General features: G+C 58.5%; 22 protein-coding genes. 13 read left to right on the top strand and 9 right to left on the bottom strand.

Features of this window, described 5'->3' with window-relative positions; genetic code table 11:
• Positions 1-7 precede the first annotated feature (7 nt).
• The 6 genes from BVU99_RS12720 to BVU99_RS12695 form a co-directional block, all read right to left on the bottom strand.
• Positions 8-346, bottom strand: a complete 339-nt coding sequence (locus BVU99_RS12720) for a cytochrome o ubiquinol oxidase subunit IV (protein WP_016928864.1) — start codon at positions 344-346, stop codon at positions 8-10.
• Positions 346-960 (bottom strand): cytochrome o ubiquinol oxidase subunit III, encoded by a 615-nt coding sequence (locus BVU99_RS12715; protein WP_004940367.1) that lies wholly within the window; start codon positions 958-960, stop codon positions 346-348. Before BVU99_RS12715 ends, BVU99_RS12720 begins: the two co-directional genes overlap by 1 nt.
• On the bottom strand, positions 950-2,941 hold the full coding sequence (cyoB, locus tag BVU99_RS12710; RefSeq protein WP_025301762.1) for a cytochrome o ubiquinol oxidase subunit I: 1,992 nt from the start codon (positions 2,939-2,941) through the stop codon (positions 950-952). The genes BVU99_RS12715 and cyoB overlap by 11 nt, the downstream gene beginning before the upstream one ends.
• Positions 2,942-2,944: 3 nt before the next feature.
• Positions 2,945-3,895, bottom strand: a complete 951-nt coding sequence (gene cyoA, locus BVU99_RS12705) for a cytochrome o ubiquinol oxidase subunit II (RefSeq protein ID WP_025301763.1) — start codon at positions 3,893-3,895, stop codon at positions 2,945-2,947.
• Positions 3,896-4,335: 440 nt separating this feature from the next.
• Positions 4,336-5,814, bottom strand: a complete 1,479-nt coding sequence (gene ampG, locus BVU99_RS12700; RefSeq protein WP_025301764.1) for a muropeptide MFS transporter AmpG — start codon at positions 5,812-5,814, stop codon at positions 4,336-4,338.
• A 51-nt stretch (positions 5,815-5,865) separates the two neighbouring features.
• Positions 5,866-6,444, bottom strand: a complete 579-nt coding sequence (locus tag BVU99_RS12695; RefSeq protein WP_033634001.1) for a lipoprotein — start codon at positions 6,442-6,444, stop codon at positions 5,866-5,868.
• 314 nt (positions 6,445-6,758) lie between these two features.
• Between BVU99_RS12695 and bolA the strand changes: the two genes are divergently transcribed.
• From bolA to BVU99_RS12650, 9 genes are all read left to right on the top strand, one after another.
• Positions 6,759-7,073, top strand: coding sequence for a transcriptional regulator BolA (gene bolA / locus BVU99_RS12690; RefSeq protein ID WP_004940361.1), 315 nt, complete (start codon positions 6,759-6,761; stop codon positions 7,071-7,073).
• A gap of 367 nt (positions 7,074-7,440) precedes the next feature.
• On the top strand, positions 7,441-8,745 hold the full coding sequence (gene tig, locus BVU99_RS12685) for a trigger factor (protein WP_004940358.1): 1,305 nt from the start codon (positions 7,441-7,443) through the stop codon (positions 8,743-8,745).
• Positions 8,746-9,183: 438 nt separating this feature from the next.
• A complete protein-coding gene (clpP, locus tag BVU99_RS12680) occupies positions 9,184-9,807 on the top strand; it encodes an ATP-dependent Clp endopeptidase proteolytic subunit ClpP (RefSeq protein ID WP_004940356.1) in 624 nt (207 codons plus the stop codon).
• 143 nt (positions 9,808-9,950) lie between these two features.
• Positions 9,951-11,222 (top strand): ATP-dependent protease ATP-binding subunit ClpX, encoded by a 1,272-nt coding sequence (clpX, locus tag BVU99_RS12675; RefSeq protein ID WP_004940354.1) that lies wholly within the window; start codon positions 9,951-9,953, stop codon positions 11,220-11,222.
• Between the two features lie 194 nt (positions 11,223-11,416).
• Positions 11,417-13,771, top strand: coding sequence for an endopeptidase La (gene lon / locus BVU99_RS12670; protein WP_025301766.1), 2,355 nt, complete (start codon positions 11,417-11,419; stop codon positions 13,769-13,771).
• A gap of 216 nt (positions 13,772-13,987) precedes the next feature.
• Positions 13,988-14,260, top strand: coding sequence for a nucleoid-associated protein HU-beta (hupB, locus tag BVU99_RS12665; protein ID WP_004940351.1), 273 nt, complete (start codon positions 13,988-13,990; stop codon positions 14,258-14,260).
• 178 nt (positions 14,261-14,438) lie between these two features.
• Positions 14,439-16,322, top strand: coding sequence for a peptidylprolyl isomerase (gene ppiD, locus BVU99_RS12660; protein ID WP_049209308.1), 1,884 nt, complete (start codon positions 14,439-14,441; stop codon positions 16,320-16,322).
• Positions 16,323-16,460: 138 nt separating this feature from the next.
• Positions 16,461-16,841, top strand: coding sequence for a helix-hairpin-helix domain-containing protein (locus tag BVU99_RS12655; protein WP_043135650.1), 381 nt, complete (start codon positions 16,461-16,463; stop codon positions 16,839-16,841).
• A 154-nt stretch (positions 16,842-16,995) separates the two neighbouring features.
• Positions 16,996-17,409, top strand: coding sequence for a YbgC/FadM family acyl-CoA thioesterase (locus tag BVU99_RS12650; protein WP_099817491.1), 414 nt, complete (start codon positions 16,996-16,998; stop codon positions 17,407-17,409).
• 35 nt (positions 17,410-17,444) lie between these two features.
• Here the strand turns inward: BVU99_RS12650 and queC are convergent, their stop codons facing one another.
• Both queC and BVU99_RS12640 read right to left on the bottom strand, forming a co-directional pair.
• Positions 17,445-18,143 carry a 7-cyano-7-deazaguanine synthase QueC gene (queC, locus tag BVU99_RS12645; protein ID WP_049296013.1) on the bottom strand — a complete coding sequence of 233 codons (699 nt, stop codon included), beginning with the start codon at positions 18,141-18,143 and terminating at the stop codon, positions 17,445-17,447.
• A 115-nt stretch (positions 18,144-18,258) separates the two neighbouring features.
• Positions 18,259-19,974 (bottom strand): SgrR family transcriptional regulator, encoded by a 1,716-nt coding sequence (locus BVU99_RS12640; protein ID WP_025301771.1) that lies wholly within the window; start codon positions 19,972-19,974, stop codon positions 18,259-18,261.
• Between the two features lie 103 nt (positions 19,975-20,077).
• Here BVU99_RS12640 and cof point away from each other — a divergent pair, with 103 nt between their 5' ends.
• Entirely contained in the window at positions 20,078-20,902 is an 825-nt protein-coding gene (gene cof, locus BVU99_RS12635; protein WP_025301772.1) for an HMP-PP phosphatase, read from the top strand.
• 61 nt (positions 20,903-20,963) lie between these two features.
• Here the strand turns inward: cof and BVU99_RS12630 are convergent, their stop codons facing one another.
• Positions 20,964-22,004, bottom strand: coding sequence for a PLP-dependent cysteine synthase family protein (locus BVU99_RS12630; RefSeq protein WP_099817492.1), 1,041 nt, complete (start codon positions 22,002-22,004; stop codon positions 20,964-20,966).
• Positions 22,005-22,126: 122 nt separating this feature from the next.
• Here BVU99_RS12630 and BVU99_RS12625 point away from each other — a divergent pair, with 122 nt between their 5' ends.
• The 3 genes from BVU99_RS12625 (at position 22,127) to smdB (ending at position 26,227) form a co-directional block, all read left to right on the top strand.
• A complete protein-coding gene (locus BVU99_RS12625) occupies positions 22,127-22,588 on the top strand; it encodes an Lrp/AsnC family transcriptional regulator (RefSeq protein WP_004940330.1) in 462 nt (153 codons plus the stop codon).
• A 92-nt stretch (positions 22,589-22,680) separates the two neighbouring features.
• Positions 22,681-24,456: a multidrug efflux ABC transporter permease/ATP-binding subunit SmdA gene (smdA, locus tag BVU99_RS12620; RefSeq protein WP_043135657.1), complete on the top strand. Its 1,776-nt coding sequence runs from the start codon at positions 22,681-22,683 to the stop codon at positions 24,454-24,456.
• On the top strand, positions 24,449-26,227 hold the full coding sequence (smdB, locus tag BVU99_RS12615; RefSeq protein WP_099817493.1) for a multidrug efflux ABC transporter permease/ATP-binding subunit SmdB: 1,779 nt from the start codon (positions 24,449-24,451) through the stop codon (positions 26,225-26,227). The genes smdA and smdB overlap by 8 nt, the downstream gene beginning before the upstream one ends.
• Positions 26,228-26,391 lie beyond the last annotated feature (164 nt).

Below are 26,391 nucleotides of genomic sequence, written 5' to 3'. Positions count from 1 at the left end.
TCAGCTCTTAATCGACCATCATATTGATGTTGAGGTTGTACATAATCCAGAGTGAACCTACAACAACGATACCGATGATCATAGCGGTGAACAGCAATGCCACCAGGTTCCAGCGCTCTTCCGATGAGGTGTTCATGTGCAGGAAGTAAACCAGGTGAACAATCACCTGGATAACCGCCATACCGACAACAACCGCCAGGATGGTGGAATGAGAGGCGGAGCCGTTCATTACCATCGCAAATGGAATTACCGTCAGGATGATCGACAGGATAAAGCCGATCAGGTATGACTTCACGCTGCCGTGGCTTGCGCCGCCGTGAGAGGTTTCATGGGATGAATGGCTCATTACATAACCCCCAGCAGGTAGACAACGGTAAATACGCAGATCCAGACCACGTCCAGGAAGTGCCAGAACAGGCTCAGGCACATCAGGCGAGTTTTGTTGGTCGCGGTCAGGCCGAACTTGCTCACCTGAATCATCAGCACGATGATCCAAATCAGGCCAGAAGTCACGTGCAGACCGTGGGTGCCGACCAGCGCGAAGAAGCTGGACAGGAACGCGCTGCGATCCGGACCGAAGCCTTCGGCGATCAGGTGATGGAATTCATAGATTTCCATCGCCACGAAGCCCAGACCAAACAGGAAGGTCAGGAACAACCAGGTGTTTACACCGCCAACTTTACCTTTGTTCATGGCGATCATCGCCATGCCGTAGGTGATGGAGCTGAACAACAGCAGGAAAGTTTCGACCAGGACAAACTTCAGGTCGAAGATGTCTTTGCCTGAGGGACCGCCAGCGGTCCCGTTCACCAGGACTGCATAAGTCGCGAACAAGCTCGCAAACAAAATACAGTCGCTCATCAGGTAGATCCAGAATCCGAAGACTTTGGTCTCTCCTGCGTCGTGGTGCCCATGCTCTGCATGGGCTGCGTTATGATTGGTCAGAGTTTCAGTTGACATGGTTCACGCCTGCTTTACGGATTTGTTCGTAGTGTTGGTTCTCAATGCGCTCGATTTCATCAACCTGCACATAGTAGTCAACATCGTGATCGAAGCTCTTGCCGATCCAGACAACGATCATACCGATGAAGCCGGCCAGAGCCATCCACCAGATTTCCCAAATCATTGCGAAACCGAATACCAGGCTGAAGAAGGCGATGATAACGCCGGCGCCGGTGTTCTTAGGCATATGAATCGGTTCGTATTTAGCCGGTTTCTTATACGCTTCGCCTTTTTCTTTCATGTCCCAGAACTCATCACGGTCATGGATCTGTGGCACTACGGCAAAGTTATAGAATGGCGGTGGAGACGAGGTTGACCACTCCAGAGTACGAGCACCCCATGGGTCACCGGTCAGATCGCGGTTCTGTTCGCGGTCACGGATACTGACGAAGATCTGGGTCAGCTGGCACAGGATGCCGCAGGCGATCAGCGCCGCACCGCCGGCTGCAACCAGCAGCAGAGGGTGGAACTCAGGGTTGATGTTCTGGCTGATACGACGGGTCATGCCCATAAAGCCCAATGCGTACAGCGGCATGAAGGCGGTGAAGAAGCCGATGATCCAGAACCAGAACGCGCGGATGCCCCATTTTTCGTTCAGCGTGAAGCCGAAGGATTTCGGGAACCAGTAGGTCAGGCCCGCGAAGCAACCGAACACCACGCCGCCGATGATGACGTTGTGGAAGTGAGCGATCAGGAACAGGCTGTTGTGCAGCACGAAGTTCGCGCCCGGTACCGCCAGCAGAACGCCGGTCATACCACCCACGGAGAAGGTGATGATGAAGCCAACGGTCCACAGCATCGCGGAGTTGAGCTTGATACGGCCCTGATACATGGTGAACAGCCAGTTGAAGATTTTCACCCCGGTCGGGATGGAAATGATCATGGTGGCGATACCGAAGAAGGCGTTAACGTTCGCGCCGGACCCCATGGTGAAGAAGTGGTGCAGCCAGACGATGAACGACAGAACGGTAATCGCGATGGTTGCCCATACCAGTGAGGTATAGCCGAACAGGCGTTTTCTGGAGAAGGTTGCGGTGACTTCGGAGAACACGCCGAACACCGGCAGAACCAGGATATACACCTCTGGGTGACCCCAGGCCCAAATCAGGTTGATGTACATCATCATGTTGCCGCCCATATCATTGGTGAAGAAATGGGTGCCCAGATAGCGATCCAGGGTCAGCAGCGCGATGGTGACGGTCAGAATTGGGAAAGAAACGATGATCAGGACGTTAGTACACAGTGCCGCCCAGGTGAACACCGGCATCTTCATCAGAGGCATGCCAGGGGCGCGCATCTTCAGAATGGTGGCGAAGAAGTTCACGCCGGTCAGCAGGGTACCCAGACCGGAAATCTGCAGACTCCAGATCCAGTAATCGACCCCGACGCCAGGACTGTACTCTTTACCCGACAGCGGCGGATACGCCAGCCAACCGGTCTGAGCGAACTCACCGACCCCCAGGGAGATGTTGATCAGCACAACGCCCACCACGAAGAACCAGAAGCTCAGGGAGTTCAGGAACGGGAAGGCAACGTCGCGCGCACCGATTTGCAGCGGTACCACGACGTTCATCAGGCCGACTACGAAAGGCATCGCCATGAAGAAGATCATGATAACGCCGTGCGCGGTGAAGATCTGGTCGTAGTGGTGCGGCGGCAGGAACCCGGCTTCGCCGGCGGACGCCAACGCCTGCTGGCTACGCATCATGATGGCGTCGGCGAAGCCGCGCAGCAGCATGACCATCGCCACGACGATGTACATGATACCAATTTTTTTATGGTCGACCGAAGTCAGCCATTCGCTCCACAGCCACTTCCATTTGCCGAAATAGGTCAGCAGCGCCAGCACTGCCAGGCCCCCGACAATAATTGCGGCTACGGTGACCATGATGATCGGTTCGTGGTACGGAACCGCATCAAGTGTTAATTTTCCCAACATCAGTTATTCCTCGGCTCCGGCGTGAGCAGCATGTTCACCCATGTCCATACCTTGGCTCATGTCCATGCCTTCGTGCGCGCCAGCGCCCTTGTGCATATCCATGTCGCCCATGAATTTGGCAATTGTTTCTTTGAACAAATTCGGTTTGACAGCGGCAAAGTACTCAACCGGGTTGTTTTCACTCGGCTCTGCCAGTTTGTTAAAGTCGTCGGTGGTGTTCAGGTTTTTAGACGATGCCTTCACCTTGGCCACCCACTGATCGAAGTCGCCTTCGGTCGGGGTAACGATCGCGGTGAATTTCATACCGGAGAAGCCTGCGCCGCTGTAGCTGCTGGAGATGCCCTTGTAGGCACCGGCTTCGTTGCCGATCAGGTGCAGTTTGGTCTGCATGCCGGCCATCGCATAAATCTGTCCACCCAACTGCGGGATAAAGAACGAGTTCATTACCGAGTTAGAGGTGATCTTGAATTCGACTGGAACATCTTTCGGGAAAGCCAGCTCATTAACCGTCGCAATGCCTTGTTCCGGGTAGATGAACAGCCATTTCCAGTCGAGCGACACCACTTCGATCGTCATCGGCTTCTTGTCGGTGACAATCGGCTTGAACGGGTCGAGTTCGTGGGTAGTCTTCCAGGTAATGGTGCCAAGGATGGCGATGATAATGATAGGAATGGTCCAGACGACCGCTTCGATCTTGTTGGAGTGGGCCCAGTTCGGACTGTACTTGGCGTCTTTGTTGGAAGCGCGATACTTCCAGGCAAAGGCGAACGCCATGAAGATAACTGGCACCACCACGATCAACATCAACGCGATTGCAGTGATAATCAGTGTCCGTTGCTCAACACCAATTGCTCCTTTGGGATTCATCAAAACCATATCGCAACCACTGAGCAATACAGTGGCTGCGATTAATGACAGCATCCCAATACTTTTATTGTATTTCTTAAGTCTCATCTAACGACCTCAATAACAAAGGCTCAATTGTCGTTTCATGTGTGCGGGCATTTTACGGGAAGGTTGCAGTACTGTAAACATGCTTAAGGGAGTGTCAGCGGCTTGTTGACACTTTCTGTTAAGGGGGTCACAGATGTAACCCTGCGTGACAATTTACTAATGACAACAACGCGTTGGCACGCTGAATCGTGACGAGCAGCCTGTATGTTAAGGAAAACTAAAGGTATGATGAATTTGGCGAAGAAATGCGCGGCGGGGAAATACGCAGAAAAGGTTTATTTAATGTAAAATAATTGTGTCTTAAAGGTGAATTTAATTTTATTTCCGAGCGCCGCAGTCGGATAAAAAAATAATTTCCGCGCCGATTATCTTTTTTTAGCGAAATAAATATACCCTCGGATCGCTTTTTTTTCGGCCGGCGAAATCGCCGGCCGGTCAGGTTATGCCAAACGGGTGCGGCGCAACGCCAGGTAATCCAGCGTGCTGCCCATTGCGACGCCGAGCAGGCTCAGCGCGGCGCCGACCTGCAGCAGCCGATCGGCCAACAGCGGTGCCTGTGCCCAGTCCAGCGCATTGGCGATCAGCAACAGCAACCACAGACCCAGCAACGAACAGCCTAGCGTCAGCAAGCGCAGCGCCCAACGGTAAGATTCTGAAAACTCGGTGCGCGGCATAAAGTCACCATGCTGCTGGGTGTGTTCCAGCGTCTGGCGGCAGATGCCGAGCAACAGCAAGCCCGGCAGGGCGGCGGCGATCGAGAACAGATAGAACAGCGGCCAACCATGGGCTTCGACGAACCAGCCGGCGATCGGGCCGACATAGACGCGTCCTACGGCGGACAACGCCGACAGCAGCGCGAACTGAGTGGCGGAGAACGAGCGGTTGCACAGCGTCATCAGCAGTGCCACGAAGGCCGCGGTGCCCATGCCGCCACACAGGTTTTCGAGGAAGATGGCGCTGCCCATGGTGAGCAGACTCTTGTCGGTCACCGCCAGGATCCAATACCCGAGGTTGGAGACTGCCTGCAGGACGCCGAACAGCATCAGCGCACGGAACAGGCTGAGACGCTGCATCAGCACACCGCCGAACAGGGCGCCGACGATGGTAGCGAACAGGCCGAGGGTTTTGTTCACCAACCCGACTTCACCGGCGTCGAACCCCACACCGCGGATCAGGAACGTGGTGCTTAGGCTGCCGGCGAAGGCGTCGCCCATTTTGTACATCACGATCAGCAGCAGGATCAGCCAGGCGTTGTTGCGGCCGAAGAAATCGCGCAGCGGCGCGACGACCGCCTGTTCCATAGTGCGCGGCGCCGGGATGCTTTCATCCGGCTCCGGCGCCAGCAGTGTGGCGGCCACGCCGATCAGCATCAACCCGGCCATCAGCCAGTAGGTGGCTTGCCAGCCGAAATAGCGATCCGCCAGCCACAGCGCCAGGCCGCCGGAAACCAGCATCGCCAGCCGATAACCCAGTACCGATATCGCCGCACCCGTGCCGCGCTCTTCGGCTTTCAGCAGGTCGGTTTTATAAGCGTCGAACACGATATCTTGCGAGGCGGAGCAGAACGCCACCAGCACCGCCAACGCCGCCAGCCACCACAGGTGCTGCGCGGGTTGCATGAAGCCCATCGCCACGATCGCGACCACCAACAGTAACTGGCTGATCAGCAGCCAACCGCGGCGCCGTCCAAGGAACGGCGGGGTATAGCGGTCCATGAACGGCGACCAGAGGAATTTGAAGACATAGGCCTGGCCCACCAGCGAGAAGATGCCGATGGTTTTCAGATCGATATTTTCGACGGTCATCCAGGCTTGCAGCGTGCCGGAGGTCAATGCCAGCGGCAGACCCGACGCGAAGCCCAGCAGCAGCAGAATGGCGGAGTTACGCTGGGTGAAGATGTTCAGATAGTGTTTCGACATGAGTTCCCTGTCTGCGCCGCCCGATCCGCCGGGCGGCGCAAGGTGCGGTGATTAGCGCGCGTTTTGCTTGATGAAATCGTTGACGCTGGTGTCCTGTGCCATGTCGGCGATCACGTCGCCCAGCACGGAGTTGACGGCGTCGGTGATCTTCTCGTTGGTCGCCGTGAAGGCGCCCTGCACGTTATAGGTCGAGCGGTAATTCTTCACCTGCTTGTTGCCGTTCTTCGCCTGGGCGATGATCGAGATGTCGGCTTTGGTGGTGATGTTGTAGCGCAGGTTGCCTTCGGAGACGTCCGCGTACAGGTTATTGACGACGATCTGCAGCGCCACCGGGCCGTCGGCGCCGATCATGTAGCCGCGTGCGCCCATCTGTTTCTCCAGCACTTCCTGCAGCAGGAAACGCAGATCGCGCGATGGCGTCAGCGTGACCAGCTGGCCGTCGCGGTTTACCTTGGCCAGCGCCTGGTCGGTACGCTGATCCGCACCGTTGATGCTGACGGTGATGCCCTGCAGGGTAGGATCCTGCTGCGGCAGAACGATTTTCGGCGTGACGTTCAGGGTGTTGCTGCTGGTTGCGCAGCCGGCCAGCAGCAGGGCGGCCAGCAAAGGAAGACAAAGTTTCTTTAACATGTTTTCTGTCTCATTCTCGATGGATTTAGCAATAATCAGAGTGGGATAGCCGACAACAAATTGCCGACATCATAGCATCGCCGCCGTGCGGTGGAAGCGCGGAAGGCGCCAGAGTGACAAATTTTTACCTGCCGTTGATAAAAACACGCTTTTTTGTCCCGCTCAATCGGATAATCCCCCAAGCGACGGGGATAGCGCTCATCATTTGACCGCAGAAAAGAGAAATTTGTCCCTGCGATGGTCTAAACGGGGGAAAACCGGCTAATATTGAACTAGATGGGCACGGTCCTCTGCCGGTGTTGTAAGGAGATCCTATGATTCGCGAGCAAATAGAAGCAAAGTTAAGGGCGGCGTTTGAGCCCGCGTATCTGGAAGTCGTTGATGAAAGCTATCGTCATAACGTTCCGGCGGGTTCAGAAAGCCATTTCAAAGTGGTATTGGTCAGCGATCGCTTCGTCGGCGAACGTTTTTTGACGCGCCACCGTTCCATCTACGGCGTGCTGTCGGAGGAGCTGGCGGACGGCGTACACGCGCTGGCGCTGCACACCTATACGCTCAAGGAGTGGGAAGGGTTGCAGGATACCGTGCCGGCCTCGCCGCCGTGCCGCGGCGCTGGGACGCTGGCCTGAGGGGGAAATTTTCAGGTATCAGTGGAACTTTGCCCTTGAATTAGGGTATTACTACTGACGAATTTTGAAACGGCCTGCGGGCCGTTTCTGTTTTTGACGACGACACGGCCGACGCGCAATGTGGCCAACGTTCGGTCTGTTTTGGCGGCCTTTTGGCGATCGAATCGGCAAAAGTGTGAGTTTTAGCGCGCCTGCGCCGCCTAGCTTTCCTCGACTCGCCACGCATGCGCCGCTATAATGTCGCGTCTTATTTTTCCGGAATGGTTTCGGGACGCTTCTGTCATCAGGGAACTCGGTTCTTATCTGTAGCCGTCCTGGTTCTTGGAACGGAGTTGACCGAGCACTGTGATTTTTTTGAGGTAACAAGATGCAAGTTTCAGTAGAAACCACTCAAGGCCTTGGGCGCCGTCTCTCTATTACTGTACCGGCTGATACTATCAAGCAGGCGGTGAAGAAAGAGCTGATCAACGCAGCGAAAAGCGTGCGTATCGACGGCTTCCGCAAAGGCAAAGTGCCGATGAACATCGTGGAACAGCGTTACGGCGCTTCTGTTCGTCAGGACGTGCTGGGCGAAGCGATGCAGCGCAGCTTCGTTGATGCGATCATCAAAGAAAAGATTAATCCGGCCGGCGCACCAAACTACGTGCCGGGCGAGTACAAAGAAGGTGAAGACTTCACTTTCGCCGTTGAATTCGAAGTGTATCCAGAAGTTGAGCTGAAAGGCCTGGAAAACATCGAAGTTGAAAAACCTGTGGTCGAAGTGAACGACGAAGACGTCGACGCGATGCTGGACACCCTGCGCAAGCAGCAGGCGACCTGGAAAGAAACCGATCGCGCAGCGGAAGCTGAAGATCGCGTGACCGTTGACTTCACCGGTTCTATCGACGGTGAAGAGTTCGAAGGCGGCAAAGCGTCTGACTTCGTGCTGGCAATGGGCCAGGGCCGCATGATCCCAGGCTTCGAAGAAGGTCTGGTCGGTCACAAAGCGGGCGAAGAGTTCTCCATCGACGTGAACTTCCCGGAAGATTACCACGCGGAAAACCTGAAGGGCAAAGCGGCCAAATTCGCTATCGTGCTGAAGAAAGTTGAAGAGCGCGAACTGCCGGAACTGACCGAAGAGTTCATCAAACGTTTCGGCGTGGCGGACGGTTCCGTTGCCGGCCTGCGCACCGAAGTTCGCAAGAACATGGAGCGCGAGCTGAAAGGCGCCGTGCGTAACCGCATCAAGTCTCAGGCGATCGATGGCCTGGTGAGCGCGAACGAAATCGACGTGCCAGCTGCCCTGATCGACGGCGAAATCGACGTACTGCGTCGTCAGGCTGCACAGCGTTTCGGCGGCAACGAGAAGCAAGCGCTGGAACTGCCACGCGAGCTGTTCGAAGAGCAAGCGAAACGCCGCGTAGTGGTTGGCCTGCTGCTGGGCGAAGTGATCAGCACCAACGATCTGAAAGCTGACGAAGACCGCGTGAAGACGCTGATCGAAGAAATGGCTTCTGCCTACGAAGATCCAAGCGAAGTCATCGAGTTCTACAGCAAAAACAAAGAGCTGATGAACAACATGCGCAACGTGGCTCTGGAAGAGCAAGCGGTTGAAGCCCTGCTGGCAAAAGCGAAAGTGACAGAAAAAGCCACTACCTTCAGCGAGCTGATGAACCAGACTCAACAGGCGTAATGCCGGCGTGCCGGGCGCAATGAACGGCGCCTCCGGTTTCGCCTGGCGAACCGGCGCACGATGAAAAAGCCCGCAACCTCAGGTTGCGGGCTTTTCTTTTTGCCACGTTGCTGATTAATCTCAGGTTAAACGGGGCAATATGCACTATATTTACCCTGTTGCCTGGGGAACTGGCTGGCATGATAACGGTCAGATTAACGGCATCGTTTTCGGCGCGCGGAGAAAATCGGCCTCTGGGCTTGAAATCGCGCCGGGCTCCCCCAATCTGTAAAGAATAATTCTGGGGCTGTTTGCCAAAGTGCGCGGGATGAAATAACCGTCGGGTACGTGTGGCGCGGGTCGAATGCTTGAGCATAGTCATCATGGCCGTTCTCAAGTAGAATCGGCGTATTAGGGTGACACCCTGGCCGCCAAGGCAATTTCTATTAGGAGACGGTAATGTCATACAGTGGCGAACGAGATCAATTTGCACCGAACATGGCGCTGGTGCCGATGGTGGTAGAGCAGACTTCACGCGGGGAGCGTTCTTACGACATCTATTCCCGCCTGCTGAAAGAGCGCATCATTTTCCTGACCGGCCAGGTGGAAGATCACATGGCCAACCTGATCGTGGCGCAAATGCTGTTCCTCGAAGCGGAAAGCCCGGAAAAAGACATTTACCTCTACATCAACTCGCCGGGTGGGGTAATTACCGCGGGCATGTCGATTTACGACACCATGAAGTTCATCAAGCCGGACGTCAGCACCATCTGTATGGGCCAGGCGTGCTCGATGGGCTCCTTCCTGCTGACCGCCGGCGCCAAAGGCAAGCGTTTCTGCCTGCCGAACTCGCGCGTGATGATTCACCAGCCGCTGGGCGGCTACCAGGGCCAGGCTACGGACATCGAAATCCACGCGCGTGAAATCCTCAAGGTGAAAGCGCGCATGAACGAACTGATGGCCGAGCATACTGGCCAGCCGCTGGAGCAGATCGAACGCGACACCGAGCGCGATCGCTTTATGACCGCGGAAGAAGCCGTGGAATACGGCCTGGTTGACGGCATTCTGACACACCGCAGCTAGAACCACGCGGCGCCAATGGACTATAGTAATCAGAGTGGGCAGGGGCTCGCTCTGTTGTAGCCCCTCGGCGTTCCCGATATGAGTTTGGGCGCACTGCCGCCGTGATTTTCCTGCGGGACAAGACTAAAGAAGAGGTTTGACTGATGACAGATAAGCGCAAAGACGGTTCAGGAAAGCTGCTGTACTGCTCTTTTTGCGGCAAAAGCCAGCATGAAGTGCGTAAGCTGATTGCCGGGCCGTCAGTGTATATCTGCGATGAATGTGTCGATCTGTGTAACGACATTATTCGCGAAGAGATTAAAGAAGTTGCCCCGCATCGTGAGCGCAGTGCGCTGCCGACGCCGCACGAGATCCGCCACCACCTGGATGACTACGTCATCGGCCAGGAGCAGGCGAAGAAAGTGCTGGCGGTTGCGGTGTACAACCACTACAAACGCCTGCGCAACGGCGATACCAGCAACGGTATCGAGTTGGGCAAGAGCAACATCTTGCTGATCGGCCCGACCGGCAGCGGTAAAACCCTGCTGGCGGAAACGCTGGCGCGTTTCCTGGACGTGCCGTTCACCATGGCCGACGCCACCACGCTGACCGAAGCTGGTTACGTGGGCGAGGACGTGGAAAATATTATCCAGAAGCTGTTGCAAAAATGTGACTATGACGTGCAAAAAGCGCAGCGCGGCATCGTTTATATCGATGAAATCGATAAGATTTCCCGCAAGTCCGACAACCCGTCGATCACGCGTGACGTCTCGGGTGAAGGCGTGCAGCAGGCGCTGCTGAAGCTGATTGAAGGCACCATCGCCGCGGTTCCGCCGCAGGGCGGGCGCAAGCATCCGCAGCAGGAGTTCCTGCAGGTCGATACCTCCAAGATCCTGTTTATCTGCGGCGGCGCATTTGCCGGCCTGGATAAGGTGATCGGTCAGCGCGTCAACACCGGCTCCGGCATCGGCTTCGGCGCGACCGTCAAGGGCGAGTCCGAGAAGGCGACCGAAGGCGAACTGCTGCTGCAGGCCGAACCGGAAGACCTGATCAAATTCGGGCTGATCCCTGAGTTCATCGGCCGTTTGCCAGTCGTGGCGACCCTGAGCGAACTGAGCGAAGACGCGCTGATTCAGATCCTGAAAGAGCCGAAGAACGCCCTGACCAAGCAGTACCAGGCGCTGTTCAACCTGGAAGGCGTGGAGCTGGAGTTCCGTGACGAAGCGCTGAACGCCATCGCCAAGAAAGCCATGGCGCGCAAAACCGGCGCCCGCGGCCTGCGTTCCATCGTGGAAGGTGCGCTGCTCGACACCATGTACGATCTGCCGTCGATGGACAGCGTAGACAAAGTGGTGATCGACGAGTCGGTGATCGCCGGCCAATCCAAGCCGCTGCTGATTTACGGCAAGCCGGAAGCCCAGGCATCTGGCGAATAATTAGCCAGTCAAACCAGAGCGTTATCAGCAAAATGGGGGATTTCATCCCCCATTTCTTTTTCCTGCATTCTTGCCGTTGAATGTAAGAGATTCATCCCCATATACTCATTAACCAGATTTTATGAAACGTTAGATGCTTGCGTCTCATGAGATTCCCCCTCAACCTGGCGGAAATTAAACTAAGAGAGAGCTCTATGAACCCTGAGCGTTCCGAACGCATTGAAATCCCCGTCCTGCCATTGCGCGACGTGGTGGTTTATCCGCACATGGTGATCCCGTTATTTGTTGGCCGGGAAAAATCGATTCGGTGCCTCGAAGCCGCAATGGATCACGATAAGAAGATCATGCTGGTGGCACAGAAAGAGGCCTCAACGGATGAACCTGGCATTAACGACTTGTTCTCGGTTGGCACCGTAGCGTCGATCCTGCAGATGCTGAAGCTGCCGGACGGCACGGTAAAAGTGCTGGTCGAGGGGCTGCAGCGCGCGCGCATCACTACGCTGTCCGACAGCGGTGAGCATTTCGCCGCGCAGGCGGAATACCTGGAGTCGCCATCGATCGACGAGCGCGAGCAGGAAGTGCTGGTGCGCACCGCGATCAATCAGTTTGAAGGCTATATCAAGCTGAACAAAAAAATCCCGCCGGAGGTGCTGACCTCACTGAACAGCATCGACGACGCCGCGCGCCTGGCGGACACCATCGCCGCCCACATGCCGCTGAAACTCAGCGACAAGCAGTCGGTGCTCGAGATGTCCGACATCACCGAGCGTCTGGAATACCTGATGGCGATGATGGAATCGGAGATCGACCTGCTGCAGGTTGAGAAACGTATCCGCAACCGCGTCAAGAAGCAGATGGAGAAGAGCCAGCGCGAGTACTATCTGAATGAGCAGATGAAGGCGATTCAGAAAGAACTGGGCGAAATGGACGACGCGCCGGACGAGCACGAAGCGCTGAAGCGCAAGATCGATGCGGCGAAAATGCCGAAAGAGGCGCGCGAGAAAACCGAAGCGGAACTGCAAAAGCTGAAGATGATGTCGCCGATGTCGGCGGAAGCGACCGTGGTGCGCGGCTACATCGATTGGATGCTGCAGGTGCCGTGGAATGCGCGCAGCAAGGTGAAAAAAGACCTGAACAAGGCGCAGGAAGTGCTCGATACCGATCACTACGGCCTTGAGCGCGTCAAGGATCGCATCCTCGAGTACCTCGCGGTTCAGAGCCGCGTCAGCAAAATCAAGGGGCCGATCCTGTGTCTGGTGGGGCCACCGGGCGTGGGTAAAACCTCACTGGGGCAGTCGATCGCCAAAGCGACCGGTCGCCAGTACGTGCGCATGGCGCTGGGCGGCGTGCGTGACGAAGCGGAAATCCGCGGTCACCGTCGTACCTACATCGGTTCGATGCCAGGCAAACTGATCCAGAAGATGGCTAAGGTTGGGGTGAAGAACCCGCTGTTCCTGCTGGATGAGATCGACAAGATGTCTTCCGACATGCGCGGCGATCCGGCTTCCGCTCTGCTGGAGGTGCTGGATCCGGAACAGAACGTGGCGTTCAACGACCACTACCTGGAAGTCGATTACGATCTGTCCGACGTGATGTTCGTTGCCACCTCGAACTCGATGAACATTCCTGCGCCGCTGCTGGACCGTATGGAAGTGATCCGCCTGTCGGGTTACACCGAGGACGAGAAGCTCAACATCGCCAAGCAGCACCTGCTGCCGAAGCAGCTTGAGCGCAACGCGCTGAAAAAAGGCGAACTGACGGTCGACGACAGCGCCATCATCGGCATCATTCGCTTCTACACCCGCGAAGCCGGGGTGCGTAGCCTGGAGCGTGAAATCTCTAAGCTGTGCCGTAAAGCGGTGAAAACGTTGTTGATGGACAAGAAGCTCAAGCATATCGAGATCAACGGCGACAACCTGAAGGATTACCTGGGCGTGCAGCGCGTCGATTACGGCCGTGCGGATACCGAAAACCGCGTGGGCGAAGTCACCGGGCTGGCGTGGACGGAAGTGGGCGGCGATCTGCTGACCATCGAAACCGCCTGCGTGCCGGGCAAAGGCAAACTGACCTACACCGGTTCCCTGGGTGAGGTGATGCAGGAATCGATTCAGGCGGCGCTGACCGTGGTGCGTGCGCGCGCGGAGAAATTGGGCATCAACGCCGATTTCTACGAGAAACGCGACATCCACGTGCACGTGCCGGAAGGGGCGACGCCGAAAGACGGCCCAAGCGCCGGTATCGCGATGTGCACCGCGCTGGTCTCCTGTCTGACCGGTAACCCGGTACGCGCCGATGTGGCGATGACCGGCGAGATCACGCTGCGCGGCCAGGTGTTGCCGATCGGCGGCCTGAAAGAGAAGCTGTTGGCGGCGCATCGCGGCGGCATCAAAACCGTGCTGATCCCTTACGAGAACAAGCGCGATCTGGAAGAGATCCCGGACAATGTTATCGCCGATCTGGAGATTCATCCGGTGCAGCGAATCGATGAAGTTTTGAACATTGCGTTGCAAAACCCGGCCTTCGGCGCACTGCCGGTAGCGGCAAAATAGTGACGAATCGCAAAAACCATTGATAAAACTTATACTGGCAAGCCATTTCGGACTTGCCAGTATTTTTTTGTACCGCTAAGTTAGATCTCTGTCGGCCCGCGTTTTGCCACCCAGTCGGTGGCTTGCCAAGGTTCGATGGGATTGATATAACAGCTGCGCTGTCGCAACCGTAGGGATTTTTCGGTGCGACGATAGAATTCTAGAGGGGATGATAGAGTGAATAAGTCACAACTGATCGACAAGATTGCCGCAGGTGCTGATATTTCCAAAGCGGCAGCGGGACGTGCTTTAGACGCAGTAATCGCTTCCGTTACCGACTCTCTGAAAGCAGGGGATGACGTGGCTCTGGTAGGTTTCGGTTCCTTCACCGTGCGTGAACGTTCGGCTCGTACCGGCCGCAACCCGCAGACCGGTAAAGAGATCAAAATCGCGGCAGCCAAAGTACCGGCCTTCCGTGCAGGGAAAGCGCTGAAAGACGCTGTAAACTGATTTAGCGTCTAACCGTTTAGCGTAACAGGGTTTTGTAATAAACAATCACCTGACGCAGCGGTGCTGGTAAGGTAAGATACAAGGCGCATCGGACTGATGCGCTTTTTTTATTTTTGTCGCAGGGAACGCGCCTGCACAAGGGTTGTTAATCCACATCACAGCGGAGTGTTGTCACACTATGATGGACAATTTACGCGCGGCTGCCAATCACGTCGTGCTCAAAATCATCCTGGCCCTGATCATCCTGTCATTCGTTCTGACCGGGGTGGGTAACTACCTGATCGGCGGCTCCGGCGATTATGCTGCGAAAGTAAATGGTCAGACGATCGAACGCGCTCAGCTGGAACAGGCTTTCCAAAGCGAGCGTAGCCGCATGCAGCAGCAACTGGGTGACCAGTTCTCCGCGCTGGCCGGCAACGAAGGCTACATGCAGCAGATGCGCCGTCAGGTGTTGTCCCAGTTGATCGACAACATGCTGCTCGACCAGTACGCCAAGAAACTGGGCCTGACGGTCAGCGACGATCAGATCAAGGACGCCATCCGCAAGGCGCCTTACTTCCAGACCAACGGCCAGTTTGATAACGCCAAATACCTCGACCTGATCGGCCGCATGGGCTACACCGCCGACAATTTCGCGCAGTCGATGCGTCAGCAATTGGTCAATCAGCAGGTGATCCAGGCCTTCGGCGATTCCGGCTTTGTGCTGCCGTCCGAATCGCAAGCGATGGCGGCGTTGGTGCTGCAGGAGCGCGACGTGCGCCTGGCGACCATCGATTTGAAAGCGCTGCAGGCGAAACAGAGCGCCGGCGACGACGAACTGAAGGCGTATTACGATCAGAATAAAAACAGCTTCATCGCTCCGGAGCAGGTGAAGGTGAGCTATATCCCGCTGGACGCCGCGTCCATGCAGGACAAGGTGAAAGTGAGCGAAGAGGACATCAGCGCTTACTATGACCAGCACAAGAGCAGCTATGGCCAGCCAGAGCGTAAAAACTACAGCGTGATCCAGCTGAAAACCGAGGCGGAAGCCAACGCGGCGCTGGACGAGCTGAAGAAGGGTGCCGATTTCGCCACCCTGGCGAAAGAGAAATCCACCGACATCATCTCACGCCGTACCGGCGGTGAGCTGGGTTGGCTGGAGCCGGAAACCACCGCCGACGAGCTGAAACAGGCTAACCTGACCGAGAAAGGGCAGCTGTCCGGCGTGGTGAAATCCTCTGTCGGCTTCCTGATCGTGCGTTTGAACGACATCGAACCTGAGAAACTGAAACCCCTGAGCGAAGTGCATGATGCTATCGCCAAGCAGGTGCAGCAGGAGAAAGCGGTAGACGCGTATTACGCGCTGCAGCAGAAGGTGAGCGAAGCGGCGACCAGCGACAACGAATCACTGGCCTCGGCTGAAGAAGCGGCCGGCGTGAAAGCGGCGCAAAGCGACTGGTTCACCCGCGACAACATTCCCGCCGCGCTGAACTTCAAGCCGGTCGTGCAGGCGATCTTCGACGGCTCGCTGATCGGCGAGAACGGCGCGCCGGGCAGCAACTCTGACGTTATCACCGTAGACGGCGACCGCGCCTTCGTGGTGCGCGTGAGTGGCCACAAGCCGGAAGGCATCGAGCCGTTCGACCAGGTCAAAGACCGCGTGGCAGATCTGGTGAAGCGCAACAAGGCGCTGCAGGCAGCGAAGCTGCAGGGCGAGAAGCTGCTGGTTGAGCTGAAGCAGGGCAAGGGCGACGAGGCGATGAAAGCCGCCGGCCTGAGCTTTGGCGCCGTGCAGAAGATGGCGCGCGCGCCGGAAGACAGCCAGCTGGTGGAGAGCGTGTTCGCGCTGCCGCACCCGCAGGACGGCAAACCGGTGTACGGCATGTCGCAGGATCGTCAGGACAACGTGGTGCTGATCGCACTCGATGCGGTGAAGCCAGGCACGCTGCCGGAAGACGAAATGAAAACCTTCGTCGGCAAGATGGAAGAGGGCGCGACCGGCGTTTCCTTCGATTCGCTGCTGGCGAGCCTGCGTAAAGAAGCCAAAATCAAAATGGGCGCCGCTGAGCAACAGCCGCAGTAATCGCCGCATTTTTCTGCAACGCAGTGCAACAAACAAAGGCCGCTTTCGCGGCCTTTTCCACATCTGATATCCGCCGATTGCTGAATATCCGCCGCCGCGGCAAGGTAGCCGTGCTGTCACACACAAGGAGGATACAGCATGCAACATACAGAGAAAAAAGCGTTATCAGGTTACCGTCATCACGTCAAAGCGGCGCTGACCGCGCTGTTGTTATGCCTCGCGGGGCCAGCCGCCGCGGTAGATAAAGCCGATGCGCCGGCGCCGATGCTCTCAACACCGGCGGGCAATGGCGGGCAATCGGTGATGACCAAGGCAACCGAAGAGGCGGCGGTCAGCATCAATCAGGCCACCGCCGAACAGCTGGCTGCCGCCCTGAGCGGCGTCGGTCTGAAGAAGGCGGAAGGCATCGTGCGTTACCGCGAACAGAACGGGCCGTTCACCCAGGTTGAGCAGTTGCAGGAGGTGCCGGGCATCGGGCCGGCGCTGTTCGAGAAGAACCGCACTCGGCTGAAAATGTGATCCCGGTCGCGGCTGCGTGGCAAAATGCCGCTGAGGCCGTGACTCCTCTGCTACATTTTACAGGTCTTACCAGTTTGGCGCGTTGACCAAACGGGCGAGGGAGCCTCTGCGGCTCCCTCTTTCTGTAATCACCAGGCAGGAGCGATCGTTCCCTATGCAAACCTTTATCAAAGTTCGCGGTTATCACCTTGATGTTTACCAGCACGTTAACAACGCCCGCTATCTGGAGTTTCTGGAAGAGGCTCGCTGGGAGTGGCTGGAAAACGAGGCCGGGTTCCGCTGGATGACGGAAAACAACATCGCTTTCATCGTGGTGAACATCAATATCAATTACCGCAGCCCGGCAGTATTGGGGGATAAGCTGCGTATCGACAGCCAGATGGTGCAGCTCAACGGCAAGAGCGGGGTGCTGAGCCAAAAGGTGACGCAGGATCCGGCGGGGACGCTGGTGGCCGACGCGCTGCTGACTTTCGTGTGCGTCGATCTGAAAACGCAGCGGGCTCTGCCGATTGAAGGCGAATTGCGCGAGCACCTGGAGGCGCTCACGCTGAAGGAAAACCCGCAGTAAACTCACGGGCGGCAGAGGTTGCCGCCGTCACTGCCTCAGGCCAGAGCGGCCTTCTGTTTCAACGCCGCCATCACTTCCGCCTGGTTGGCCCGGTATTGCATCAGGCCATTGGCGCGCAGGTTGCAGGCAGCGCATTCACCACAGCCGTCACCCTTGATGCCGTTGTAGCAGGTCAGCGTATCCTGCCGCACGCGATCCAACTGGTGGTAATAATCCGCCAGCGCCCAGGTCTCGGCCTTGTTCAGCCACATCAGCGGCGTTTCGAAGCGGATATCGCGAGCGATGCCCAGCACCACCGCTTTGTTCAGCGCTTTAACGAACTCGTCGCGGCAATCCGGGTAGCCGGAGAAGTCGGTTTCACACACGCCCGTGATCACCGCTTCCGCTTCCACCTGGTAGGCGTAGATCGCCGCCAGCGTCAGGAACAGGATATTGCGGCCCGGCACGAAGGTGCTCGGCAGCGCGTTTTTCTGGTTGGGATCGTAGGCGGGAACCGGAATATTGTCGCGCGTCAGGCTGCTGACGGCCAGCTCATTGAGCAGCGTTACGTCCAGCACCTTGTGCGCTTTGGCGCCGAGGGCCACCGACAGCTCTTGAGCCACTTCAATCTCGGCGCGATGGCGCTGGCCATAATCGAACGTGACGCAGTGAACTTCGTCATACTGTTGCAATGCCTGGATCAAGCAGGTCGTGGAGTCTTGTCCACCGCTGAAAACGACAACCGCGCGCTTCATAAAATCACCTTTTTGGACTTTGGCCATTCCCGATACACATTCGGGCGGCAGGATAAAAATTGCGTTGCGGCGACAATAGTAGCAGAAAGGGCCGCCAGGCGCAGCGCGGTTCGGCTCAGGTCGGTGCGTCGTCCACCGGCGGCGGCAGCCACGCCTGGCAAAAATCGAACCAGCCGTGCGCGGTCAGCGTCACGCCATGCATGCGCGGCGGCGCGCTGATCTGATACTGGTAGTGGAACAGCGGCGTGATGATGGCGGCGGCCATCAGCCGTTGGTAATAGGCCTGCAGCCGCTCGAAGCGCGGTTGCTGCGCCTGCAGCTGCTGGATCTGCTGCAGCGTCTCCTGTTGCTGTTGCCAGCGGCTTTCCGTCAGGATGCCGCGCCACAGCGTATCCTGCCGCAGCCAGCTCTCCAGCGTCGCCTCAGGCGCTTCGCCGATCAGGTTGTCCGCCAACAGCAGGTCGGCCTGGGCGATCTGTTCCTCGCTTTGCCAGCGCTTGCCGGCGTAGTAGCGCACCTCCAGCTCGCAGCCGTGCTGCGCCAACAGCTGTTGCAGCGCGACCGTCACTGTTTCCAGCTCGACCGGCGGCCGATACAGCAGCGTCAGCCGGGCAGGCAGGGGGACATCTTCTTCAATCTGTTGGCTGGGAATGCGCCAGCCGGGCAGCATTTCATGGCTGGGGGTGATCACGCTGTTGGGGATCGGCAGATGGTTCAGCAGGCCTGACTGCTGGATCAGCATCAGCAGCTTTTGCCCCTGGGCTTCGCTCAGCACGCCGTGGCGCAGGTTCAGCGCCAAATAACACCAGCCCAGGCTCATGCTGCGCTGTACCGGCCGGGCCTGCGCCAAATCGTCTTGCTGACCGATGGTGATGCGCACCGGATGCTGGCAGCTGGCGTCGGCGCCGGCGGTGGGCAGATCGGGGGTGATCCAGTATTCGATGGTGTCCAGATACGGATGCTGCAGATGGTAACCGGCGTGCTGTTCTAGCCGCACCAGCTGCGGTTCATTCAACGTCAGTTTGAACGGGCCGGCGCCGATGGCCGGCAGCTCCGGATGGGTCATCAGACAAGGCAGCTCCGCCAGCCGGTGGGCCAGCCAATAGTCCGGCAACTGCAGATCAAACTGAATGCACAACGGATGCGGCAGGCTGATGTTCGCGACGTTGGCCAAGCTGGGTTGGCTACGCGGGTGGCGCTGCAGTTTTTCCAGCGTTTGCAGCAGCTGGTGGCCGGTCAGCGGTTCACCGTTGTGCCAGCGCAGCTGGCTGCGCAGAAAGAAGCGCCAGCGCAGGCCGCGATCGTCAATCTGCCAGTGGTGCGCCAGATCGGGCTGCGGTTCCGGGTTACCGGTCATCAGGCGCGTCAGCCCGGCGTGCAGGGTCGACACCAGATGTTGTTCGGCGCGGCCGGTCAGCGTGAGCGGATCGAGCGCTTCCAGCGTGCGGTAATAGGGAATGCGCAGCGTCGGGCTGCCGGCCTGCCATTGCCCGCCGAGGTGCGGGCTGAGCAGATCCTGCAGGTGCTGCGGATCGAGTTGCGCCATCTCCAGCGCCCCCTGATGGTTGCCCTGTTGCAGTAGCTGTTGCAGTAGCTGCGCGCGCAGTTCATCCGGGGTTTTCAGGCAGTGCAGGCGAGCGCGTTTGCCGCGGCCGGGCTGCGAATGCCAGCTCAACCAGCCTTGATCCTGCAGCTGTTGCACCAGCGTGCGGGCGTGTCGCTCGCTGCAATAGAACATCGCCGCCAGTTCGCCGATGGTCACGGCGACCGGCGCGCTGCCGAGCTGATGGTACAGGCGTTGATATTGGCTGAGACGGTGAACCAGGCGCATGAGTAGAAATCCGGAACAGTTTTCTCAAATTGTTCACTATTACTTCCGCAAATGCCATCCCATACTGCAGTGATTGTAATCGCGTTCACATTCAGAGGTCTCTATGTATCGCCTGGCAGCTTTCGATATGGACGGCACGCTGTTGATGCCGGATCACCGGGTTGGCCCGGAAACGCTGGCGGTGCTGAACCAGCTGGTGGAACGGGAGATGGTGGTGACGTTCGCCACCGGACGGCACTACCTCGATGCGCAACCGATCATGGCGCAGCTGGGGCTGCAGGGCTACCTGATCACCGGCAATGGCACGCGGGTGTATGACAACCGCGGCCAACAGCTGCATGCCACCGATCTGCCGGCGGCGGTCGCCGAAGAGGTGCTGCATCATCATTGGCGCACCTGCGCCAGCATGCATGTGTTCCGAGACGAAGGTTGGCTGACCGAATTCCCCGTGCCGGAAGAGATGCTGCGGGCGCATCACCTGAGCGGCTTTCGTTTTCAGTTGGCCGACGTGCGCCGCCTGCCGGCGTTCGGCAACAGCAAGGTGTGTTTTGTCGCGCCGCATGAGGAATTGCTGGCCTTGCAGGTGCAGCTGCGGGCACAGCTGGGTGGTGAGGCCGATCTGTGCTTTTCCGCCTACGACTGCCTGGAGGTGTTGCCGCTCGGTTGCAACAAGGGTACGGCGCTGGACCGGCTGAGCCGCCATCTGGGGCTGACGATGGCCGACTGCATGGCGTTCGGCGACGCAATGAACGACAAAGAGATGCTGGGGGCGGTGGGGCACGGCGTGGTGATGGGCAACGCCCTGCCGCAGCTGAAATCCCTGCTGCCGCAGCTACCGGTTATCGGCCATTGCCAGCAACAGGCGGTGGCCCACTATTTACAACATTGGCTGCGTTCACCTTGCCTCACCTATTCCCCCGAAGAATGAGGTTCTCCTTACAGCCGGCCGGGTATGACTACCCGGCTTTTTTTTTACCTAACGCCTGGCGTTACAAATCCGCCAGCTGCGGCAGATACGGCTGCAGATCGCCGATGTTGTTGCTGACCCATTCCGGGTTGTAATAGGTATCCAGGTAACGCTCGCCGCTGTCGCACAGCAGGGTGACGATCGATCCTTGCTCGCCGTTTTCCCGCATCTGCTTCGCCAACTGCAGCGCACCCCAAACGTTGGTGCCGGTAGAGGCGCCAACCTTGCGGCCCAGCACGCCTTCCAGCCAGTGAATAGTAGCGACGCTGGCAGCATCCGGCACGCGCAGCATGTTGTCGACCACCGATGGGATGAACGACGGCTCGGCGCGTGGGCGGCCGATGCCTTCGATACGGCTGCCGCAGCTGCCGATCAGGGTGCGATCGCCGTGGTGGAAGCAGTCATAGAACACCGAGTTTTCCGGATCGACCACCGTCAACCGGGTGTCGTGCCCCTGATAGCGGATGTAGCGCCCCAGCGTGGCGGAGGTGCCGCCGGTGCCGGCGCTCATTACGATGTGTTTCGGCACCGGGAAGGGTTCGCGCGCCATCTGGCGGAAGATGCTGTCGGCGATGTTGTTGTTGCCGCGCCAGTCGGTGGCGCGCTCGGCGTAGGTGAACTGATCCATATAGTGGCCGTTCAGCTCTTTCGCCAGCTGTTCGGAGGCGGCGTAGATCTGGGCGGCGTGATCGACGAAGTGACAGCGGCCGCCGTAAAAGGCGATCTGTTCCACCTTGCGGCGCGCGGTGCAGGACGGCATCACCGCGATGAACGGCAGGCCGATCAGGCGAGCGAAGTAGGCTTCGGACACCGCGGTGCTGCCGGAAGAGGCCTCGATGATGGTGGTGTTCTCGGTGATCCAGCCGTTGCACAGGCCGTAAAGGAACAGCGAGCGCGCCAGGCGGTGTTTCAGGCTGCCGGTCGGGTGGGTGCTCTCATCTTTCAGGTACAGGCAGATGCCGGGAAACGCCGGCAGGTTCAGGCGAATTAGGTGCGTATCGGCGGAGCGTTGAAAATCCGCTTCTATTTCACCGATAGCATATTTTACCCAAGAGTTTGTCATGATTTGGCCTCAGAATAGGGGGCTGATTTATGGCGTAGCATAGCCTGTCGGCGGGAAAAAAGGATTGCCATTTTTCCTGTTTAATCGCCTAATGAGAGAAAATTTTTCTCCTGGTGGCCGCTATGTTAGATAAAACAGACCGTAAGCTGCTGTGCATGCTGCAGCAAGATTGCACCCAGTCGCTGCAGGCGCTGGCGGATGCGGTCAATTTGACCTCGACGCCGTGCTGGAAACGCCTGAAGCGTCTGGAAGACGAGGGCTATATCCGCGGTCGGGTGGCCTTGCTGGATAATGAAAAGCTCGGCCTGGGGCTGACGGCGTTCGTGCTGATCAAAACCCAGCAGCACAGCAGCGAGTGGTATCAGGCTTTTGTGCAGCTGACCAGCCAGATGCCCGAGGTGCTGGCGTTTTACCGCATGGCGGGAGAGTACGACTACCTGATGCAGGTCGAAGTGGCGGACATGAAAAGCTACGACGGCTTTTATAAGCGTCTGGTGAACGGCGTACCGGGCCTCATCGACGTCACCTCGAGCTTTGCCATGGAAAAAATCAAATACACCACCGCGCTGCCGGTGCCGGAGTGAAAAGTTCACCGGACGGGCGGCTCAACGGTGGTATCCTGCTCTGCTGAAGCAGAAAAAGAGACAAATCCCATAAAACCCTGGAATCAAACTGCGTGAGATTATTTGCTCAAATCGGCTGGTACTTCCGCCGGGAGTGGCGCCGCTACCTCGGGGCGGTGGTGCTGCTGATCGTCATCGCCATCCTGCAACTGCTGCCGCCTAAGCTGGTCGGCATCATCGTGGACGGCGTCACCGAAAAACAGATGTCCACCGGCGTGCTGATGGCCTGGCTCGGGTTGATGATCGGTACCGCGATCGTCGTTTACCTGCTGCGCTATGTGTGGCGGGTGTTGCTGTTCGGCGCGTCCTACCAGTTGGCGGTCGAGCTGCGCGAAAACTTTTACCGCCAGCTCAGCCGGCAAAACCCGGCGTTCTACCTGCGCCACCGCACCGGCGATCTGATGGCGCGCGCCACCAACGACGTGGACCGCGTGGTGTTCGCCGCCGGTGAAGGCGTGCTGACGCTGGTGGATTCGCTGGTGATGGGGTTGGTGGTGCTGGTGGTGATGAGCACCCAAATCAGCTGGCAGCTGACGGTGCTGGCGTTAATCCCGATGCCGCTGATGGCGATCGCCATCAAATATTACGGCGACCAGCTGCACCAGCGTTTTAAATCGGCGCAGGCGGCGTTTTCCAGCCTGAACGATCAGGCGCAGGAAAGCATGACCAGCATCCGCATGATCAAGGCCTTCGGGCTGGAAGATCACCAATCCAACCGCTTCGCCGAGGTGGCGGCGCAGACCGGGGCCAAGAACATGCACGTGGCGCGGGTGGATGCGCGCTTCGATCCGACCATTTATATCGCCATCGGTGCGTCTAACCTGCTGGCCATTGGCGGCGGCAGTTGGATGGTGGTGAACGGTTCGCTGACGCTCGGGCAACTGACCAGCTTTGTGATGTATCTCGGCCTGATGATCTGGCCGATGCTGGCACTGGCCTGGATGTTCAACATCGTCGAACGCGGCAGCGCGGCCTACAGCCGCATCCGCAGCCTGCTTGATGAGGCGCCGGCGGTGCAGGATGGCCCACAGGCGCTGCCGGCCGGGCGCGGCGTGCTGGACGTGGATATCCGCGCGTTCCACTACCCGGAAAACCCACATCCGGCGCTGCACGATGTGGCGGTGACGCTGAAACCAGGGCAAATGCTGGGGCTGTGCGGGCCGACCGGGGCCGGTAAATCGACGCTGTTGTCGCTGATCCAGCGTCAGTTCGACGTCGACCAAGGGCAGATCCGCTATCACGGCCTGCCGTTGCCGCAGGTCAAACTCGACGACTGGCGTTCGCGACTGTCGGTGGTGAGCCAAACGCCGTTCCTGTTCTCCGATACCGTGGCGAACAACATCGCGCTGGGCCATCCGGGCGCGACGCAGGCGCAGATCGAACAGGCAGCGCGGCTGGCCAGCGTCCATGAGGACATTTTGCGGTTGCCGCAGGGCTATGACACCGAGGTGGGCGAACGCGGCGTGATGTTGTCGGGCGGGCAGAAACAGCGCATCTCCATTGCGCGTGCGCTGCTGCTGGATGCAGAGATCTTGATCCTCGATGACGCGCTGTCGGCGGTGGACGGCCGTACCGAACACCAAATCCTGCACAACCTGCGCAGCTGGGGGCAAGATCGCACGGTGATCATCAGCGCGCACCGGCTGTCGGCATTGACCGAAGCCAGCGAAATCCTGGTGATGCAGCACGGTGGCGTTGCACAGCGCGGCGATCCGGCGGCGCTGGCGGCGCAGCCGGGCTGGTATCGCGATATGTACCGTTATCAGCAGCTGGAAGCGGCGCTGGACGAAGCGCCGGAAAACGGCGAGGAGGCGTTGGCCAATGAATAAAGTGCAAAAGCTGTGGCCGACGCTGAAGCGGCTGCTGGCCTACGGCTCGCCGTACCGCAAACCGCTGGGGCTGGCGGTGCTGATGCTGTGGATAGCGGCGGCGGCGGAAGTCGCCGGGCCGATCCTGGTCAGCTATTTTATCGATAATTACGTCGCCAAAGGGCAACTGCCGCTGACGATCGTCGGCGGGCTGGCGGCGGCCTACATTCTGCTGGAGTTGCTGGCGGCGGCGCTGCACTACTTCCAGGCGCTGTTGTTCAACCAGGCGGCGGTGGGCGTGGTGCAGCGGTTGCGTACCGACGTGATGGACGCCGCGCTGCGCCAACCGCTCAGCGCCTTTGACACACAACCGGTCGGGCAATTGATCTCGCGCGTTACCAACGACACCGAAGTGATCAAGGATCTGTACGTGATGGTGGTCTCCACGGTGCTGAAAAGCGCCGCGCTGATCGGCGCCATGCTGGTGGCGATGTTCAGCCTCGACTGGCGCATGGCGCTGGTGGCTATCTGCATCTTCCCGGCGGTGTTCGTGGTGATGGGCATCTATCAATACTACAGCACGCCGATTGTGCGCCGGGTGCGCAGTTATCTGGCGGACATCAACGACGGTTTCAACGAAGTGATCAACGGCATGGGCGTGATTCAGCAGTTCCGCCAGCAGGTGCGCTTCGGCGAGCGCATGAGCGCCGCCAGCCAGTCGCATTATCTTGCGCGCATGCAGACCCTGCGGCTCGACGGTTTTCTGCTGCGGCCGCTGCTCAGCCTGTTTTCAGCGCTGGTGCTGTGCGGCCTGTTGATGCTGTTCGGCTTCAGCGGCGAGGGCGTGATTGGCGTCGGCGTCCTCTACGCCTTCATCAACTACCTGGGGCGCCTGAATGAACCGCTGATCGAGCTGACGTCACAGCAGTCGATCCTGCAGCAGGCGGTGGTGGCCGGCGAACGCATTTTCGAGCTGATGGATCGCAGCCAGCAGAGTTACGGTGCCGACGATCGTCCTCTGGCCGGTGGCCGCATCGACATCACCGATCTGAGCTTCGCTTACCGTGCGGACAAAAAGGTGCTGCAGCATATTTCGCTGGCGGTGCCCTCACGCGGCTTCGTGGCGCTGGTCGGGCATACCGGCAGCGGCAAGAGCACCTTGGCCAACTTGCTGATGGGCTATTACCCGGTCAGCGAGGGGGAAGTGCGTCTCGATGGACGCCCGATATCCAGCCTGTCGCACCGCACGCTGCGTCAGGGCGTAGCGATGGTGCAGCAGGATCCGGTGGTGATCGCCGATTCGGTACTGGCCAACGTCACGTTGGGGCGTAACATCGAGGAAGACGCCGTTTGGCGGGCGCTGGAAACGGTGCAGCTGGCGAGTCTGGTGCGCGGCTTCCCGCAGGGTATCCACACCCGCCTGGGGGAGCAGGGCAATAACCTGTCGGTCGGGCAGAAACAGCTGCTGGCGATGGCGCGGGTCTTGGTGCAGGCGCCGCAGATCCTGATTCTCGACGAGGCGACCGCCAACATCGATTCGGGCACCGAGCAGGCTATCCAGCGGGCGCTGCGTGCGATCCGCGAGCACACCACGCTGGTGGTGATCGCCCACCGCCTCTCAACCATCGTCGATGCCGATTCCATTCTGGTGCTGCATCGTGGCCACGCGGTGGAGCAGGGCAACCATCAACAGCTGCTGGCGCAGCAGGGGCGCTACTACCAGATGTATCAACTGCAGCTGGCGGGCGAGCAGTTGGCGGAAGCGGTGCGCGAGGAGAGCCAACTCGTCTGATCCCACGGGCCGCATTCGCGGCCCTTATTTTTCCCAACGCACCACAAGCAGGCAACTCGCCCAAGCTACGCCCCCTTTCTGCACTTTTTCGACGCGATGCGCACCAAATTAGTGCGCATTATTTAACCCATTCAAGGTATCGGCGCTGCGCTGCGTCGCGGCGG

Source organism: Serratia sp. OLAL2, assembly GCF_002752475.1.
Lineage (GTDB): Bacteria > Pseudomonadota > Gammaproteobacteria > Enterobacterales > Enterobacteriaceae > Serratia > Serratia bockelmannii.
This window is presented reverse-complemented; position numbering and strand designations above follow the sequence as displayed.

What these genes read in the sequence shown, in the direction of transcription:
- BVU99_RS12720 (WP_016928864.1), bottom strand. Translation starts at nt 346, where the DNA reads ATGAGCCATTCATCCCATGAAACCTCTCACGGCGGCGCAAGCCACGGC.
- BVU99_RS12715 (WP_004940367.1), bottom strand. Translation starts at nt 960, where the DNA reads ATGTCAACTGAAACTCTGACCAATCATAACGCAGCCCATGCAGAGCAT.
- cyoB (WP_025301762.1), bottom strand. Translation starts at nt 2,941, where the DNA reads ATGTTGGGAAAATTAACACTTGATGCGGTTCCGTACCACGAACCGATC.
- cyoA (WP_025301763.1), bottom strand. Translation starts at nt 3,895, where the DNA reads ATGAGACTTAAGAAATACAATAAAAGTATTGGGATGCTGTCATTAATC.
- ampG (WP_025301764.1), bottom strand. Translation starts at nt 5,814, where the DNA reads ATGTCGAAACACTATCTGAACATCTTCACCCAGCGTAACTCCGCCATT.
- BVU99_RS12695 (WP_033634001.1), bottom strand. Translation starts at nt 6,444, where the DNA reads ATGTTAAAGAAACTTTGTCTTCCTTTGCTGGCCGCCCTGCTGCTGGCC.
- bolA (WP_004940361.1), top strand. Translation starts at nt 6,759, where the DNA reads ATGATTCGCGAGCAAATAGAAGCAAAGTTAAGGGCGGCGTTTGAGCCC.
- tig (WP_004940358.1), top strand. Translation starts at nt 7,441, where the DNA reads ATGCAAGTTTCAGTAGAAACCACTCAAGGCCTTGGGCGCCGTCTCTCT.
- clpP (WP_004940356.1), top strand. Translation starts at nt 9,184, where the DNA reads ATGTCATACAGTGGCGAACGAGATCAATTTGCACCGAACATGGCGCTG.
- clpX (WP_004940354.1), top strand. Translation starts at nt 9,951, where the DNA reads ATGACAGATAAGCGCAAAGACGGTTCAGGAAAGCTGCTGTACTGCTCT.
- lon (WP_025301766.1), top strand. Translation starts at nt 11,417, where the DNA reads ATGAACCCTGAGCGTTCCGAACGCATTGAAATCCCCGTCCTGCCATTG.
- ppiD (WP_049209308.1), top strand. Translation starts at nt 14,439, where the DNA reads ATGATGGACAATTTACGCGCGGCTGCCAATCACGTCGTGCTCAAAATC.
- BVU99_RS12655 (WP_043135650.1), top strand. Translation starts at nt 16,461, where the DNA reads ATGCAACATACAGAGAAAAAAGCGTTATCAGGTTACCGTCATCACGTC.
- BVU99_RS12650 (WP_099817491.1), top strand. Translation starts at nt 16,996, where the DNA reads ATGCAAACCTTTATCAAAGTTCGCGGTTATCACCTTGATGTTTACCAG.
- queC (WP_049296013.1), bottom strand. Translation starts at nt 18,143, where the DNA reads ATGAAGCGCGCGGTTGTCGTTTTCAGCGGTGGACAAGACTCCACGACC.
- BVU99_RS12640 (WP_025301771.1), bottom strand. Translation starts at nt 19,974, where the DNA reads ATGCGCCTGGTTCACCGTCTCAGCCAATATCAACGCCTGTACCATCAG.
- cof (WP_025301772.1), top strand. Translation starts at nt 20,078, where the DNA reads ATGTATCGCCTGGCAGCTTTCGATATGGACGGCACGCTGTTGATGCCG.
- BVU99_RS12630 (WP_099817492.1), bottom strand. Translation starts at nt 22,004, where the DNA reads ATGACAAACTCTTGGGTAAAATATGCTATCGGTGAAATAGAAGCGGAT.
- BVU99_RS12625 (WP_004940330.1), top strand. Translation starts at nt 22,127, where the DNA reads ATGTTAGATAAAACAGACCGTAAGCTGCTGTGCATGCTGCAGCAAGAT.
- smdB (WP_099817493.1), top strand. Translation starts at nt 24,449, where the DNA reads ATGAATAAAGTGCAAAAGCTGTGGCCGACGCTGAAGCGGCTGCTGGCC.